Source organism: Mesorhizobium sp. M7A.F.Ca.CA.001.10.2.1, assembly GCF_003998575.1.
GTDB lineage: Bacteria > Pseudomonadota > Alphaproteobacteria > Rhizobiales > Rhizobiaceae > Mesorhizobium.
In genome coordinates this window covers 1-14,632 of record NZ_RZQY01000082.1, presented here as the reverse complement: position 1 = coordinate 14,632, position 14,632 = coordinate 1, and the positions used below count along the sequence as shown (strand labels likewise).

13 protein-coding genes are annotated in these 14,632 nt (G+C 63.0%); 6 read left to right on the top strand and 7 right to left on the bottom strand.

The window, feature by feature from the left end; translation table 11 throughout:
- The first annotated feature begins 179 nt into the window (after nucleotides 1-179).
- On the top strand, nucleotides 180-1,226 hold the full coding sequence (locus EN964_RS08185) for an endonuclease/exonuclease/phosphatase family protein (protein ID WP_127270982.1): 1,047 nt from the start codon (nucleotides 180-182) through the stop codon (nucleotides 1,224-1,226).
- A gap of 4 nt (nucleotides 1,227-1,230) precedes the next feature.
- On the opposite strand, the gene EN964_RS08180 is transcribed toward EN964_RS08185, so the two are convergent.
- The 3 genes from EN964_RS08180 to EN964_RS37590 all read right to left on the bottom strand — a co-directional run bounded on the left by EN964_RS08180 (nucleotide 1,231) and on the right by EN964_RS37590 (nucleotide 3,847).
- Entirely contained in the window at nucleotides 1,231-1,830 is a 600-nt protein-coding gene (locus EN964_RS08180) for a DUF922 domain-containing protein (RefSeq protein WP_127269929.1), read from the bottom strand.
- 127 nt (nucleotides 1,831-1,957) lie between these two features.
- A complete protein-coding gene (locus tag EN964_RS08175; RefSeq protein WP_127269927.1) occupies nucleotides 1,958-3,637 on the bottom strand; it encodes an electron transfer flavoprotein-ubiquinone oxidoreductase in 1,680 nt (559 codons plus the stop codon).
- 63 nt (nucleotides 3,638-3,700) lie between these two features.
- Nucleotides 3,701-3,847: a hypothetical protein gene (locus EN964_RS37590; RefSeq protein ID WP_155930595.1), complete on the bottom strand. Its 147-nt coding sequence runs from the start codon at nucleotides 3,845-3,847 to the stop codon at nucleotides 3,701-3,703.
- Nucleotides 3,848-3,857: 10 nt separating this feature from the next.
- On the opposite strand from EN964_RS37590, the gene EN964_RS08170 reads away from it, so the two are divergent.
- The 3 genes from EN964_RS08170 (at nucleotide 3,858) to EN964_RS08160 (ending at nucleotide 6,538) form a co-directional block, all read left to right on the top strand.
- On the top strand, nucleotides 3,858-4,502 hold the full coding sequence (locus EN964_RS08170) for a hypothetical protein (protein ID WP_127269925.1): 645 nt from the start codon (nucleotides 3,858-3,860) through the stop codon (nucleotides 4,500-4,502).
- A gap of 210 nt (nucleotides 4,503-4,712) precedes the next feature.
- Nucleotides 4,713-5,582, top strand: a complete 870-nt coding sequence (locus EN964_RS08165; protein ID WP_127270979.1) for a uracil-DNA glycosylase family protein — start codon at nucleotides 4,713-4,715, stop codon at nucleotides 5,580-5,582.
- A gap of 143 nt (nucleotides 5,583-5,725) precedes the next feature.
- Nucleotides 5,726-6,538, top strand: a complete 813-nt coding sequence (locus EN964_RS08160; RefSeq protein ID WP_127270977.1) for a helix-turn-helix domain-containing protein — start codon at nucleotides 5,726-5,728, stop codon at nucleotides 6,536-6,538.
- Here the strand turns inward: EN964_RS08160 and EN964_RS08155 are convergent, their stop codons facing one another.
- Together EN964_RS08155 and EN964_RS08150 are read right to left on the bottom strand one after the other, a co-directional pair.
- Entirely contained in the window at nucleotides 6,539-7,516 is a 978-nt protein-coding gene (locus tag EN964_RS08155) for a DMT family transporter (protein WP_127270975.1), read from the bottom strand.
- Nucleotides 7,513-9,819 carry a xanthine dehydrogenase family protein molybdopterin-binding subunit gene (locus tag EN964_RS08150; RefSeq protein WP_127270973.1) on the bottom strand — a complete coding sequence of 769 codons (2,307 nt, stop codon included), beginning with the start codon at nucleotides 9,817-9,819 and terminating at the stop codon, nucleotides 7,513-7,515. Before EN964_RS08150 ends, EN964_RS08155 begins: the two co-directional genes overlap by 4 nt.
- A 156-nt stretch (nucleotides 9,820-9,975) precedes the next feature.
- Here EN964_RS08150 and pepN point away from each other — a divergent pair, with 156 nt between their 5' ends.
- Entirely contained in the window at nucleotides 9,976-12,621 is a 2,646-nt protein-coding gene (gene pepN / locus EN964_RS08145; RefSeq protein WP_127269853.1) for an aminopeptidase N, read from the top strand.
- 24 nt (nucleotides 12,622-12,645) lie between these two features.
- Here pepN and EN964_RS08140 read toward each other — a convergent pair whose 3' ends face one another.
- Both EN964_RS08140 and EN964_RS08135 read right to left on the bottom strand, forming a co-directional pair.
- Nucleotides 12,646-12,951: an addiction module antidote protein gene (locus EN964_RS08140; protein WP_127270971.1), complete on the bottom strand. Its 306-nt coding sequence runs from the start codon at nucleotides 12,949-12,951 to the stop codon at nucleotides 12,646-12,648.
- A gap of 1 nt (nucleotide 12,952) precedes the next feature.
- Nucleotides 12,953-13,249 (bottom strand): type II toxin-antitoxin system RelE/ParE family toxin, encoded by a 297-nt coding sequence (locus tag EN964_RS08135; protein WP_127270969.1) that lies wholly within the window; start codon nucleotides 13,247-13,249, stop codon nucleotides 12,953-12,955.
- 220 nt (nucleotides 13,250-13,469) lie between these two features.
- On the opposite strand from EN964_RS08135, the gene EN964_RS08130 reads away from it, so the two are divergent.
- Nucleotides 13,470-14,632, top strand: a 1,163-nt coding sequence (locus tag EN964_RS08130; RefSeq protein ID WP_127276292.1) for a PAS domain-containing protein, incomplete at its 3' end; no start/stop codon positions are given.

Genomic DNA, 14,632 nt, shown 5'->3' with positions numbered 1-14,632 from the left:
GCAGCACCTGACCATCGGCATCAGGGCGATGGAGAAGCTCGCGGAAATGCCGATGGAGCGGTTGCATTCGCGCAAGCTCAGAAGTTTTTCGGAAACGGCGTTCCAGTAGGCCGATGCCACGCACCGCGGCGGCATTTCTCATCTTGATTGGGCCGCATTTCTGCCGATAAGCAGGCGGCATGGAGAGAGCGAGCCTCGGGACATTGCTGATTTCGGTTGCATTCCTGGCAATGCTGGCCTGTTCGATCGCTCTGGTGGCCGGGTTTTTCGGAACGCTGCATCCCGCCTTCGATTCCTTCTCGCATTTCCGCGTCCACCTTGCCGTGCTGATGGCGCTTTGCGCGCTGCCGCTGCTGGCCACGACATTTCGCCTGCAGGCGGCCGTGGCACTGCTTTTTGCCGTGGCGGCCTTCGCCACCACTTCCGGGTCGCTGTCCTTCTCCCGCCTGTGGCCGGTTGAGGCCGCCTATGAAGCCAAGAACGAAGACCGCGCAATCTACAAGCTGCTGCAGATGAACCTGCGCTACGACAATCCGACGCCGAAGAAGGTGCTGTCGCTGATCGGCCGGACCAATCCCGACGTGATCACCCTCGACGAGGTATCGGCGATGTGGGCGACCGAGCTTGGCTATATCAGCAGCGCCTATCCATACCGGATCCTCTGTCCCTATCCCAACGGCATATTCGGCGTCGCGTTGCTCTCGCGGAGGCCCTTTGCCGCGGGCACCGAGGCGCGTTGCGAAAGGCGCGGCGCCATGGCGACAGCGACCGTCGACTTCGGCGGGATCGACGTCGATGTCGCGGCGATCCACCTCAGTTGGCCGTGGCCACGCGAGCAGTACTGGCAGATCGGCGAGTTGACGGAGCCGCTTTCCGCGCTCGGCGAGACGGCCATCATGGCGGGCGACTGCAATGCCGCGCCATGGAGTGCCGCCGTGCGGCGGGTCGCGGCGCTTGGCGGGCTGACCGTGATGCCGTCCGCCGGCCCGACCTGGATCCACATCAAGCTGCCGGACTTCCTGCGGCGCTTCGCCGGCCTGCCGATCGACCAGGTTTTCAGCAAGGGCGGCGTGACCATCCATTCCGCGACACGGCTGGAAGACACCGGCTCGGATCACCTTCCGGTCATGGTGGAGTTCTCACTCAGGCTGAACCAGCAAAAGCCGCTCGACGAACATGAAACCGCGACCGCGGCCATAAGCCAGACCGGCAAGACGCCAGGCTGAAGGATCAGGGCCTGACCAAAGCGATGACGAGATGCTGGACATGGCCGCCATCGCGATGCTCGCGCGCATCGAAAGCGAGCTGCTTGGCCTCATATGCGGCATTGGTGGCCTTGATACGTCGCTGTGCCTCGCGACGTGTTTTGTAGCAGAACCGGTCGTCGGCAATCCTGAGGCCGGAGATCGATCTTTCCGTGGCCCGCATCATCTCCCTGGCGATGCGGCCATGGGTTTCCTCATGGGCGCGGACGCCGGCGAAGAACCGCGTCCATCGCTTCCGGAGCGTCGGCGTGGTGGCCGAGGCGACACGCGGAAACGTATAAAAGAGATTGAGCGTGCCGTTGGCGCGCCGCAAGCGGCAAACGCCATTGTCCTGGCTGGTGTCAAGGTCCCAATCCACTGCGTAGCCGGTCAACGCGATGGCGTGCGTCATGAAGCCGTGCTTCGGCCCCTTGCGGTCCATAGCCTGCATCAGCGCCAGCCCCGTGTTCCCGGTGATGTCGTAGGTCCGCGTCTTGACCACCACCCTGGTGCCGGCCGAGGCCGCCGAAGCCAAACCGAACAGCGCAGCGATCGCCACAAGGCATGCCAGAACCGCCAGGCGCATTGGCCATCTCCTTATCGTCAAGGAATGGAACCATAAGCGCGCGGCAGTTTCAACAGTCCTAATGTTTCACTTGCCACGGGAGACCCGAGCCGTCGTCGGGGCTTTGCACGCTGTGGCCGGCGCGAGCCTACATGCCCTGGTAGACCGGGCCTTCTCCGCCTTGCGGCGGCACCCAGTTGATGTTCTGGTTCGGGTCCTTGATGTCGCATGTCTTGCAGTGGACGCAGTTCTGCGCGTTGATGACGAAGCGCACATCCTTGGCCGTGGGATCGGCGGCGGCATTGCCGTCCTTGTCGACCCACTCGTAAACCCCGGCCGGACAGTAACGCGTCGAGGGGCCCGCAAAGACATCGTGCTCGGACCGCTTCTGCAGTTCCATGTCGCCGACAAGCAGGTGGACCGGCTCGTTTTCCTCGTGATTGGTGTTGGACAGGAACACCGAGGACAGCCTGTCGAAGGTCAGCACGCCATCGGGCTTCGGATAGGCGATCTTCTTGTGCCGGGCGGCAGGCTCGAGCGTCGCATAGTCGGCCTTGCCATGCTTCAGCGTGCCGAAGGGCGAGACACCGAACAGCGTGTTCAGCCACATGTCGAGGCCGCCGAGGCCGACACCGACGATCGTGCCGAAGCGCGACCACAGCGGCTTGACGTTGCGCACCTTCTTCAAATCCTTGCCGATGTCGGTCGCGCGCCAGGCTTCCTCGTAGGAAGCGAGTTCGTCGTTGGCGCGCCCGGCACCGATCGCCTCTGCGACATGCTCGGCCGCCAGCATGCCGGACAGCACGGCATTGTGCGAGCCCTTGATGCGCGGCACGTTGACGAAGCCCGCCGCACATCCCATTAGCGCACCACCGGGGAAGGAGAGTTTCGGCACTGACTGCCAGCCGCCCTCGGTGATGGCGCGCGCGCCATAGCCGAGGCGCTTGGCGCCGTCGAAAGTCCCGCTGATCGCCGGATGGGTCTTGAAGCGCTGGAATTCCTCGAAGGGCGACAGCCAGGGGTTCTTGTAATTGAGGTGGAGGACGAAGCCGACCGCCACCTGATTGTCCTCGAGATGGTAGAGGAACGAGCCGCCGCCGGTCTTCAAGTCAAGCGGCCAGCCGAAGGAATGCTGGACCAGGCCCGGACGGTGGTTCTCCGGCTTGACCTGCCAGAGTTCCTTCAGGCCGATGCCGTATTTGCCCGGTTCGCGGCCATCGGAAAGCTTGTATCTGGCGATCAACTGCTTGGCGAGCGAGCCGCGAGCGCCCTCCCCGATCAGCACATATTTGCCCATCAGCGCCATGCCGGGTGCGAAACCCGGACCGTGCGTTCCGTCCTTCTCGACGCCCATGTCGCCGGTGACGACACCGGTGACGGCGCCTTGCTCATTGTAGAGCAGGCCGGCGGCGGCAAAGCCCGGATAGATCTCGACGCCGAGCGCTTCGGCCTTGGTCGCCAGCCAGCGGCAGACATTGCCGAGCGAGACGATGTAGTTGCCGTGATTGTTCATCAGCGGCGGCATCAGCATGTTGGGCAGGCGAAACGAGCCGGCAGGACCAAGGACGAGGAAATGGTCTGATGTGACCGGCGTCTTGAAGGGATGGCCGTCCTCATCGCGCCAGCCCGGCAAGAGCCGGTCGATGCCGATCGGATCGACAACGGCGCCGGAGAGGATATGGGCGCCGACCTCACCGCCCTTCTCCAGGACGACGACCGAAAGCTCGGGATTGACCTGCTTGAGGCGGATGGCTGCGGCGAGGCCGGCAGGGCCGGCGCCGACGATAACCACGTCGAATTCCATGCTTTCGCGTTCGATGTCGCTCATCAACCCCTCCGCACTGGCTTATCCCATTCGGGTATCTTGCTGGCTCCCGCGCTGCATAGCGCATCAATTGACGACAGGAAACCGGCGCATACGTGACAATGCCGTTTTGGCCAAAAAGTCGCGCATTGCGAGGCTGGAAGACTGCTTTTCGCCCGGCATTGCCTGCGAGGCGCGCGTTTTTAATTGTTCGACGGCTTGCTTATCGGCCATACTTCACGCCATGCGCATTCCTGGGCCAGCCGGCTTTTCATCGACGCGCTTTCTTTTCCCGCCCGGCCGGATCCGCCGGGCGCTCCTTTTGGCCCTTCTGATGCTGGCGCCGCATCACGCTGCCGCCGACGAAGTGAAGGTCTGGGCGGCTGGCGCCTACTCCTTCTCCGACGAGCTTGGCGGCTTCCACATCACCGGCGCCTCGGGCATCGGAACGAAGGACGATCCGTTCGTCATCACCGAAGAGCTGAATTCGTCAACGCCGGTGACGCTGACGATCCGCACGACAAAACCGATCCAGGCATTCGGCAAGGCCGACGAATTCGCCAACGGCATGATGTATATGCGCATCGAGGTGCTCAACAACAGCGGCCAGGCCTGGGTCGAATTCCAGTTCGAATTGCAGGAGATCCTGAATCGGCCGAGCGTGTTCGGCGACGGGCTTTCCTTCGACCAGCGCAACAAGACGCCGGACAATATCTTGTCGAGCAATTTCGCCGATTTCGATCGCGATTTCGAACCCTATGACCGGCTGCTGTTCAGGAATGGCAAGGTCGACCCGCTGAAAACCGCCAGGTTCGAATTCCTGATGACTGATTACACACCGCGATGGACGTTTTACCTCGTGCAGGATCCACGCATACCGACGGGATGAGGCGCGGATGCGGGGCGCGCTCTCCCCCCTCGAGGGGCGGCACGACCGGACGCGACTCCCCTTCGCCGACAGAGGAGGTTGACGCTCTACGCGCGACGACCCCCTCTGGCCTGCCGGCCATCTCCCCCTCAAGGAGGGAGATTGGCTGTCATCACCGCTTTCGCCAATCACAAACTTGCAAATCGTGCTCGCGCGGATGAATGTGCCGGCATGACTGCCGCTTCCCCAAACAACATACCTGACATCGCCGACTTGCTGGCCTTTTACGCCAGCGTGGGCGTCGACGAGGCGCTTGAAGACCAGCCCGTGAACCGATTCGCCGAGGTTGCGCCAAAGCCCATGGAGCGCGCGGCGGCGTCTTCGGGCGATATCGCCGCACCGCAGCGTTCGACGAATATGTCTCGCCCCGAACCAAGTGACAGATCAAGTGCGCCGCCGGTTGCGCGCCCAACGTCGGCCACCGTTCCCGACGAAGCGCAGGCGGCACTGGCTCGCCAATTGGCGACGACAGCAACGACGCTGGACGAGCTTCGCCAGCACATGGCGGCATTCGAGGGCTGCAATCTCAAGGCCACCGCCAAGAGCCTGGTGTTCGCCGACGGCAACCCGGACGCCGCCGTGATGCTGGTCGGCGAGGCACCCGGCCGCGACGAGGACATCGAGGGCCTGCCCTTCGTCGGCCGATCGGGTCGGCTGCTCGACCGCATGCTGGCGGCGATCGGGCTCGACCGTACTTCAGTCTATATCGCCAATGTCATTCCCTGGCGGCCGCCGGGCAATCGCACGCCGACGCCGCACGAAACCGAGATCTGCCGGCCGTTCATCGAGCGGCAGATCGAACTGGTCAATCCGAAGGTGCTGATCAACCTTGGCGGCCCGTCAGCCAAGACCTTGCTCAACACCTCGGAAGGCATATTGCGGCTGCGCGGCAACTGGCGCGCCCACACGACGGCGTCCGGCATCGCCATCCCGGCCATGCCGACGCTGCATCCGGCCTATCTCCTGCGAACCCCGTCGCACAAGAAGCTGGCGTGGCGGGATTTTCTCGAAGTCAAGGCGAAGCTGCGTGCACTTGGGTGATTGGCCAATCTCCTCCACGAGGGGGGAGATTGGCTGTCATCTCCGCTTTCGCCAATCTCCAATGTGGATAGGCGAACGCCGGCAAGAACTATGACCTCAGACGTAATTGAAATGCCCCCCTCTCCCAGTCTAACCATGCCCTCATGACAACAGCCCAAACCTCCGCCGGCAGCCTCATTCGCGAGTGGCGCACCCGCCGCCGCATGTCTCAACTCGACCTCGCCATGGAGGCCGAAATCTCGCAGCGGCATCTGAGCTTCGTCGAAAGCGGCCGCGCCGCGCCCTCACGCGACATGGTGCTGCATCTGGCCGAGCAATTGTCGATACCGCTGAGGCAGCGCAACCAGTTGCTCCTCGCCGCCGGCTTTGCGCCGAGCTTCGGCGAGCGCTCATTGACCGACACCACGATGGCGCCGGCGATGGCGGCGGTCGAGATCGTCCTCAAAGGCCACGAGCCTTTCCCGGCACTCGCTGTCGACCGCCACTGGAACCTGGTTTCGGCCAATGCCGCCATTGCCCCCTTCCTTGCCGATGTCAGCGAGGCTTCGCTGCTGACGCCGCCGGTCAACGTCCTTCGCCTCAGCCTTCATCCCGGCGGCATCGCGCCACGCATCGTCAATCTCCAGGAATGGCGGACGCATCTGCTCGAGCGCCTGAAACACCAGAATGACGCGAGCGGCGACGCGGTGCTGATCGAACTCGAGCGTGAGCTGAGGACTTATCCGTCCGGCTTGAAAGGCAGTCGGCCGGTGTCGGTAGAGCCGAACCCCATCGTGCACCCGCTCAGGCTTGCGCACGGCGACCAGGTGCTGTCGTTCATCAGCACCATCACCGTCTTCGGCACGCCGCTCGACGTGACCCTGTCGGAACTGGCGATCGAATCGTTTTTTCCAGCCGATGAGCAGACGAGGACGGTGCTGGTTCGGTTGGCGAAGGAGCGAGCCGAGCTGTCGTAATCACCCTTCAGGCAAAGATGCCTTGCGCGTGCGGGTCCGCTCCAGGCCAAGCTGGCGTTCGCGCCAGATGATGAAGATGCCGGCGGCGACGACGATCAGGCCGCCGACGAGCATATGGAGCGTGGCGACGTCGCCGAAGACGAGATAACCGACGACGACGCCGAGGATCATCGACGTATATTCGAACGGCGCCACCACCGAGGCCTCGGCATGGCGATAGGCCGCCGTCATCAGGATCTGGCCGAGACCGCCGCAGAAGCCGGCGGCAACAAGAAGAGCCGCCTGGAGCGGCGTCAGCGCCTGCCAGCCGAATGGCAGCGACAGCAGCGACATGACGCTCGCCGTCACCGAAAACCACAGCACGATGGTCGCTGTGCGCTCGCTTTGAACGAGATTGCGCACCAAGAGCATGGCGACGGCCGAGATCGCCGCGGCGACAAGAGCGGCGATGACGCCAAGCACTTCCTGATCGTCGAGCGCCTCGTCGGAACTCAGCAGCGTCAGTTCCGGCCAGGAGATGATCAGCACGCCGACCAGGCCGACCGCGACCGCACTCCAGCGATAGACACGGATGGCCTCGCCGAGGAAGATGGAGCTGAACACCACCACCAGCAGCGGCTGCGCGTAGTTCAGCGTGATCGCTTCTGGCAGCGGCAGCCGGGTCAACGCAAAAAAGCCGAGCCCCATGGCGCAGACGCCGACCAGGCCGCGGGCGATGTGGTTGAACGGACGCTTGGTGGTGAAGGCAGTGCCGAGTTCTTTCCTGAAGGCCAGGAAGGCGATGATCGGGAAAATAGCGAAGAAAGAGCGGAAGAAGACAATCTGGCCGGCCGGAACCGTGCCTGCGGCTTTGATGCAGGTCTGCATGCCGACGAAGACCGCCACCGACACGATCTTGAACATGATGCCGGTTAGCGTGTCGTGCCCGCCGGCATCACCGCTGGCTGTGGCCGGGGGGCTGCCGGGGCCTGCTGTCACGCTCCCGACGCTTCTCGGATGGTCGCCCAGATACGCGCCGGCGTTGCCGGCATGTCGATGTGCTTGACGCCATAAGCGCGCCAGAGCGCGTCGGTCACCGCATTGAGCGCCGCCGGGGTCGAGCCGATGGTGCCGGCCTCGCCCGCGCCCTTGATGCCGAGTGCATTGGTGGTCGAAGGCACGTTGCGGGTCTCGAAATGGAAGAACGGGAAATTGTCGGCGCGCGGCATGGCGTAATCCATGAAGCTCGCCGTCAAAAGCTGTCCGTCCTCGCCATAGATGGTGTCCTCGGTCAGTGCCTGGCCGATGCCTTGCACGACGCCGCCATGCACCTGGCCGGCGAGCAGGATCGGGTTCACGGTGACGCCGAAATCGTCGACGATGGTGTAGCGGACGATCTCGGTCGCGCCGGTGTCGGGATCGATCTCGACCTCGCAGATATGAGTGCCGTTGGGATAGGTGCATTCGTCCTGCACGAACTCGCCAAAGCCCTTGAGATCATCCGGCGTCTTGGCGGCCTTGGCGATGGCGGAAAAATCGATCGAGCGATCGGTGCCGACGATGCGGGCAACACCATCAGACAGCTCAATGTCGCCGGCCGAGGCTTCAAGCTCGTCGGCGGCGATGCGCTTGATCTTGTTGGCCAGATCCTCGCCCGCGCGGGAAGCCGATACACCCCCCAGCGGTATGGAGCGCGAGCCGCCGGTGCCGCCGCCGGCTTTCAATTCATCGGTATCGCCCTGGCGGACATGGATCTTGTCGATGTCGAGATTGAGCTTTTCCGACAGGAACTGCGCATAGGCGGTGGCATGCCCCTGCCCGTTGGTCTGGGTGCCGATCTTCAGCGTCACCGTGCCATCGCCGTTGAGTTCGACGAAGGCCGGTTCGGAGCCCGGAAAGGCACAGGCCTCGATATAGGTCGCCATGCCGAGGCCGCGGATTTTTCCGCCGGCCTTCGATTGCGCCAGCCGCTCGGGAAACGCTTTCCATTCGGATTGCTCAATAGCGCGCTCCATATGGCCTTCGAATTCACCGGTGTCGTAGAGGCGGCCGGTTTGCGTCCGGTAGGGAAATTGCTCCGGCCGGATGAAGTTGCGGCGGCGGATCTCCTCGACAGGCAGGCGGAGATCGTGGGCGCAGGCATCGACCAGCTTTTCCAACAGGAACGCCGCTTCCGGCCGGCCGGCACCGCGATAGGCATCGACCGGGCAGGTGTTGGTGTAAAGGCCGGTGACCGAGACATCGAGCGCCTGGATATCGTAGACACCGGTCGACATGGTGACGCCGATATAGGGGATGAACGGGCCGTATTGCGAGATATAGGCGCCGATGTTGGCGAGCAGGTCCACCTTCATGCCGAGAAAGCGGCCGTCCTTGTCGAGCGCCATCTCGGCCGTGACGAAATTGTCGCGGCCTTGCGCGTCGGTCAGGAAGTGCTCCGTGCGGTCACCGGCCCATTTCACCGGGCGGCCAAGCCGCTTTGCCGCTTCCAGCACCAGCGGATATTCGCGGTAGACGAAGCTCTTCGGCCCGAAACCACCGCCGACATCAGGCGTGATGACGCGCAGCTGGTCCTTCTTGATCTTGAACACGCTGGCCAGGATATACTGCATGGAGTGCACGCCTTGCGACCCGGTGGTCAGCACGAAGCGCTTCTCCTCGACGTTCCATTCGCCGATCGCGGAGCGCGGCTCCATGTAGTTGCACACCAGCCGGTTGTTGACGAACTCGATGCGGGTGACATGGGCGGCCTTGGCGAAAGCCGCTTCGCTCTTTTTCTTGTCGCCCATGTGGTAGCTGAAGGCGCGGTTGGAACCAAGCTCCGGCCAGACCAGCGGCGTGCCTTCGGCCAATGCCGTTGCCGTCCCGGAGGCCGCATCTTCGCCGTCATAGTCGACATCGATCAGTTCGGCGGCATCCTGCGCCAAGGCTCGGCTGTCGGCGACGACGAAGGCAATGGCATCGCCGACATAGTTGACGCGGTCGCCGCACAGGATCGGGATGTCGCGCGTCGGAGCCTTGGTGCCGTCCGGCTGTTCCTGCATGACGCCGGATTTCAGATCGCCGAGATGGGCAAGATCCTTGCCGGTCAGCACCAGATGGACGCCAGGTGCCGTCTTCGCCGCCTCGGTCGAACCGATGGTGAAGCTGGCCTTGGCGACCGGCGAGCGCAGGACATAGCCATGCAGGACGCCAGCCGGCTGGATGTCGTCGGTATAGCGGCCCTGGCCCTGGATGAAGGCGGCATCCTCGCGCCGCAGCACGGATGCGCCCATGCCGAATTTCGGTGTGACGACGGTCATGGGTGCCTCGTGATGATGACAGGAGAAGGAACGCCTGAAATAGGCATTGCCTCAGTTTTGTCGAGGGGCCGTTTCGTGTAAAGAGCGCGGACTTCAAATTTCTTGGACCAGCGGACACAATCCGCCGCCAACGCAATCGACAGGAAAACCCACGGAATGCGCACGGACACCGGCCAGGTCTTCAAACTCGAAGACTATCGCCCCAACGACTACCTCATTCCGAAAACCGACCTTACCTTCCGCCTTTCGCCAGACGCAACGCGTGTCACCGCCGTCCTCACGATAGAGCGTCGTGACGACGTCTCCCTGTCGGCACCGTTGGTGCTCGACGGCGACGGGCTGACGCTCAAGCGCATCGAGATCGACGGCAAGAAGGTAAAACCGGCGGATCTGCTGGCGACGCCTGACCGGTTGACAATCCTCAAGCCTCCGGCGGCACGTCGCTTCCAGTTGCTCATAGAGACCGAGGTGGCGCCGGCGGGCAACGAAGCCCTGATGGGCCTCTACCGCTCGAGCAATGTCTACTGCACGCAATGCGAAGCGGAGGGCTTTCGCCGCATCACCTATTTCCTCGATCGTCCCGACATCCTGTCCGTCTACACGGTGCGCATAGAAGCAATGCGTGACGAAGCGCCGCTGCTCCTGTCCAACGGCAACCTGGTCGACAGGGGCGACCTCGGCGACGGCTGGCACTATGCAGTGTGGCACGACCCTTTTCCCAAGCCATCCTATTTGTTCGCGCTGGTGGCCGGCAATCTCGGCCAGCTTGCAGACAGTTTCGTCACGCTGTCGGGCCGCACGGTCGAACTCGGCATCTATGTCGAGCCCGGCAAGGAGAAGCTGGCCGGCTACGCGATGGATGCCCTGAAGCGGTCGATGAAATGGGACGAAGAGGCATTCGGCCGCGAATACGATCTCGACGTCTTCAACATCGTCGCCGTGTCCGACTTCAACATGGGAGCGATGGAGAACAAGGGCCTCAACATCTTCAACGACAAATATGTGCTGGCCGACCGGGAGACCGCGACGGACGCCGATTTCGCCAATATCGAGGCGATCATCGCGCATGAGTATTTCCACAATTGGACAGGCAACAGAATCACTTGCCGCGACTGGTTCCAGCTCTGCCTGAAGGAAGGCCTGACGGTTTTCCGCGACCACGAATTCTCCGCCGACCAGCGCTCGCGCGCGGTCAAGCGCATCGCCGAAGTGCGCACCTTGCGCGCCCACCAGTTTCCCGAGGACCAGGGCCCACTGGCGCATCCAGTGCGGCCGCGCCGCTACCGCGAGATCAACAATTTCTACACCGCCACGGTCTACGAGAAGGGCTCTGAAGTGGTGCGCATGATCCGCACAATTCTCGGTGCCGACGTCTTTCGCGCCGGCATGGACCTCTATTTCGAGCGGCACGACGGTGACGCGGCGACGATCGAGGATTTCATCAAGGTGTTCGAGGATGCGTCCGGCCGCGACCTGTCGCAGTTCGCGCTCTGGTATCATCAGGCAGGCACGCCGAACCTGACGATCAGTTCGACGCACAATCCGGCGGCGCAGGAATTCACGCTCGAAATCGAGCAGTCGGTACCGCCGACACCCTCCGAAAGCCGCAAGCGGCTGATGCACATCCCGCTGGCTTTCGGCCTGATCGGCGCCGGCGGCAAGCCTGTGCCATATAGCGGCGTCGAAGGCGCCAGCGTCGAGGACGGCGTCATCCATATCCGCAAGCGTCGCCACATGGTGCGGTTTTCAGGCGTCACCGAGCGCCCGGCCGTGTCGCTCAACCGCGGCTTTTCGGCGCCGGTGACATTGTCCGTCGAGCAGAAAGCCGACGACCAGTTCTTTCTCGCCCGCCATGACAGCGACGCCTTCTCGCGCTGGCAGGCCTTCAATACATTGCTGACCGATGCACTGATCACCGCCTTCCGCGAGATCCTCGGCGGCAAGCAGCCGGCCTTTGCACCGCGGCTGATCGAACTCGCCGGCAGCATCGCCGGCGACGAGACCCTGGAGCCGGCCTATCGAGCACTGGCGCTGGCATTGCCCGGCGAAGCCGACATCGCCCGCGACATCGGCCGGAACATCGACCCCGATGCTATCTATGCGGCTCGCGAGGCACTGGCGTTGGCGATCGGCACTGCGAACCGGGACGTTTTTTCGGGCCTTTACCGCGGCCTTGCAGACAAAGCAGCGTTCAGCCCCGACGCGGCGAGCGCCGGACGACGCGCCTTGCGCAACACCTTGCTGGATTATCTGTCGCTGCAGCCGAGTGGAGCAGCACTCGCCGCCAGGCATTTCCAGTCGGCGACCAACATGACCGACCGCGCGGCAGCACTTGCCGTGCTCGCGCATCGTCACCACGGTTCGCCCGAGGCGGTCGAGGCGCTGGCGGCTTTCGAGACGACCTATAGGTCCGACCCGCTGGTCATGGATAAATGGTTCCAGATCCAGGCCAGCGTTCCGGGACCGCAAACCGTCGACACCGTGAAGGCCCTGACCAGCCACCCGGCCTTCTCGATGGGCAATCCGAACCGGGTGCGCTCGCTGATCGGCACCTTCTCCAGCGCCAACCAGACCGGCTTCCATCGTGCTGACGGCGAAGGCTACTGGTTCTTTGCCCAGACTGTGCTCGAGGTTGAAAAGCGCAACCCGCAAGTGGCGGCCAGGCTGGCGACGGCGCTCAGATCGTGGCGTTCGCTCGAACCTTTGCGGCAGGCCAAGGCCAGGGAAGCGCTGCTGTCGATCGCCGGCGCCGAAAACCTGTCGGCGGATCTGCGGGATATCGTCGAGCGCACGCTGACGTAAATATGCAATTTCTTCAAGCGCCCGTTAAATCAGTCCCGGCTGATGGGACTGGGGCTTTGCGGTCAACTCGATCCCAAGCGCCTTCATCACGGCAATCGTCGTTTTCAGGGTCGGATTGCCGTTCTCACTGAAGGAGCGATAAAGCTGTTCACGCGAAAGTCCCGTCTGGCTCGCTATTTGGGCCATGCCCTTGGCGCGGGCTACGACACCCAGCGCGTGCGCGATATAGCCGGAATCTTCGGAAGCAAATGCTTCCGCCATGAATGCCGCAATGGCCTCATCAGAGGTCAGGCCTTCAGCCGGATCAAAGGTTGTCAGTTTCTCAGCCATTTCATTCGCTCCATTCCTTTGCCAGACGTTTCGCCGTCGTGATGTCCTTCTTTTGGGTGCCTTTGTCGCCGCCGCACAGAAGGACGATGATCGTGGTCCCCCGCTTCTGAAAATAGACGCGGTAGCCCGGGCCGTAGTGGATACGCAACTCGCTTATCCCTTCCCCCACGGGCTCGACATCTCCCGGATGCCCATAGGCAAGGCGGTCGAGCCGAGCAAAGATCGCACCCCGAGCGCGCTCATCCCTTAGCCGCGTCCACCACTTTCGGAACGTTTCCGTCTGCTTCAGGTCGATCATGAGGATCATGTAGTTTATAAACTACAATTTGTCAATCCTCAGAGACGGTCAGGCGCACAAGCGGCATTGGACCGTTTCGGCATTATTTTAGTCGATTTTTAATCTTTTTTCGCCGGACTACTGGACAAGGCGAATCACCTTTGATTCTTTACTGACGATTCGGATGTGCGGCGTTTGCCGGATCACCAAGCAGCATAGGCAAATTCGGGGAGTGCCATTTATGGCGAAGGCGGACGCGTGGGGCGCGCCCGGAGGGACGGTTTTTGCGCATCGCGAGACGCGCGGCGACGGTCTTGCCGGGAATACGCGGCTCATCGCCGAACCGGCCTACCGGCGGCTTCTGGCCGCCGAGCCGCTGCTGCGCCGATCAATACCTGTCCTCATCATCACCTTCCTGATCGTCATCGCGGCGCTGCGTGTGCTGTCGCTGATGAACGAGCGCGACGATGTCGAGCGCAATGCCAAGGCGATCCTGACGCTGGCGGCGGGCCAGCTGGCCAGTTCGCTCGCCACAACCTCGGAAACGGTGCCCGGCGCCATACAGGATCTGCTGGAGACCACCAGCCGTCAGGGCGCGATGGGCCGCAGCCATGTGCTTGTCATCACCGACAGCGCTTTCAAGATCGTCGCGGTGACGCCGCGCTCGATGCCATGGCAGGGCCATTCGCTCGACGGCCTCGTCGAGGGCGGCCAGCCCTTGTTCATGTTCGGCGATCGTGCCGGCGTCATGGACGTCAACATCGACGGACGGGATTGGTACGCGGCGGTCAGCCTGGCGAATGGCGGAAAGGGTGCATCGGCGGCCCTGGTGCCACAGGACGCGGTTTTCGATGCATGGCGCAAGACTGTTTCGCTGAACGTCACCCTGTTCGTGCTGACGGCCGGTGTGCTGATCGTCATCCTCTATGCCTATTTCGGCCAGGCGGCGCGTGCGCAGGCGGCTGACCGTATCTACCTCGAAGCGCATCAGCGCATCGACATGGCGCTGGTGCGCGGCCGCTGCGGCCTGTGGGACTGGGACATGGTGCGCGGCAAGATGTACTGGTCACGCTCGATGTATGACATGCTCGGCTACAAGCCCTGCGACACGATGCTGTCCTTCGGCGAGGTCGACCAGATCATCCATCCCGAGGACGGCGATCTGTTCGAGCTCGCCAACAGAATCGTCGCACGCGAGATCGATCATATCGACCAGGTGTTCCGCATGCGCCATGCGGACGGCCAATGGGTCTGGATGCGCGCACGGGCACAGGTCATCGATCCGGAAGCGCCGGAGATCCAGCTGATCGGCATTGCCGTCGACGTCACCGAACAGCGTCATCTGGCGCTGCGTTCCGAGGCTGCCGACCTTCGCCTCAGAACGGCGATCGAGAACATCAACGA

What these genes read in the sequence shown, in the direction of transcription:
- EN964_RS08150 (WP_127270973.1), bottom strand. Translation starts at nt 9,819, where the DNA reads ATGACCGTCGTCACACCGAAATTCGGCATGGGCGCATCCGTGCTGCGG.
- EN964_RS08160 (WP_127270977.1), top strand. Translation starts at nt 5,726, where the DNA reads ATGACAACAGCCCAAACCTCCGCCGGCAGCCTCATTCGCGAGTGGCGC.
- EN964_RS08135 (WP_127270969.1), bottom strand. Translation starts at nt 13,249, where the DNA reads ATGATCGACCTGAAGCAGACGGAAACGTTCCGAAAGTGGTGGACGCGG.
- EN964_RS08165 (WP_127270979.1), top strand. Translation starts at nt 4,713, where the DNA reads ATGACTGCCGCTTCCCCAAACAACATACCTGACATCGCCGACTTGCTG.
- EN964_RS08185 (WP_127270982.1), top strand. Translation starts at nt 180, where the DNA reads ATGGAGAGAGCGAGCCTCGGGACATTGCTGATTTCGGTTGCATTCCTG.
- EN964_RS37590 (WP_155930595.1), bottom strand. Translation starts at nt 3,847, where the DNA reads ATGGCCGATAAGCAAGCCGTCGAACAATTAAAAACGCGCGCCTCGCAG.
- EN964_RS08170 (WP_127269925.1), top strand. Translation starts at nt 3,858, where the DNA reads ATGCGCATTCCTGGGCCAGCCGGCTTTTCATCGACGCGCTTTCTTTTC.
- pepN (WP_127269853.1), top strand. Translation starts at nt 9,976, where the DNA reads ATGCGCACGGACACCGGCCAGGTCTTCAAACTCGAAGACTATCGCCCC.
- EN964_RS08140 (WP_127270971.1), bottom strand. Translation starts at nt 12,951, where the DNA reads ATGGCTGAGAAACTGACAACCTTTGATCCGGCTGAAGGCCTGACCTCT.
- EN964_RS08175 (WP_127269927.1), bottom strand. Translation starts at nt 3,637, where the DNA reads ATGAGCGACATCGAACGCGAAAGCATGGAATTCGACGTGGTTATCGTC.
- EN964_RS08180 (WP_127269929.1), bottom strand. Translation starts at nt 1,830, where the DNA reads ATGCGCCTGGCGGTTCTGGCATGCCTTGTGGCGATCGCTGCGCTGTTC.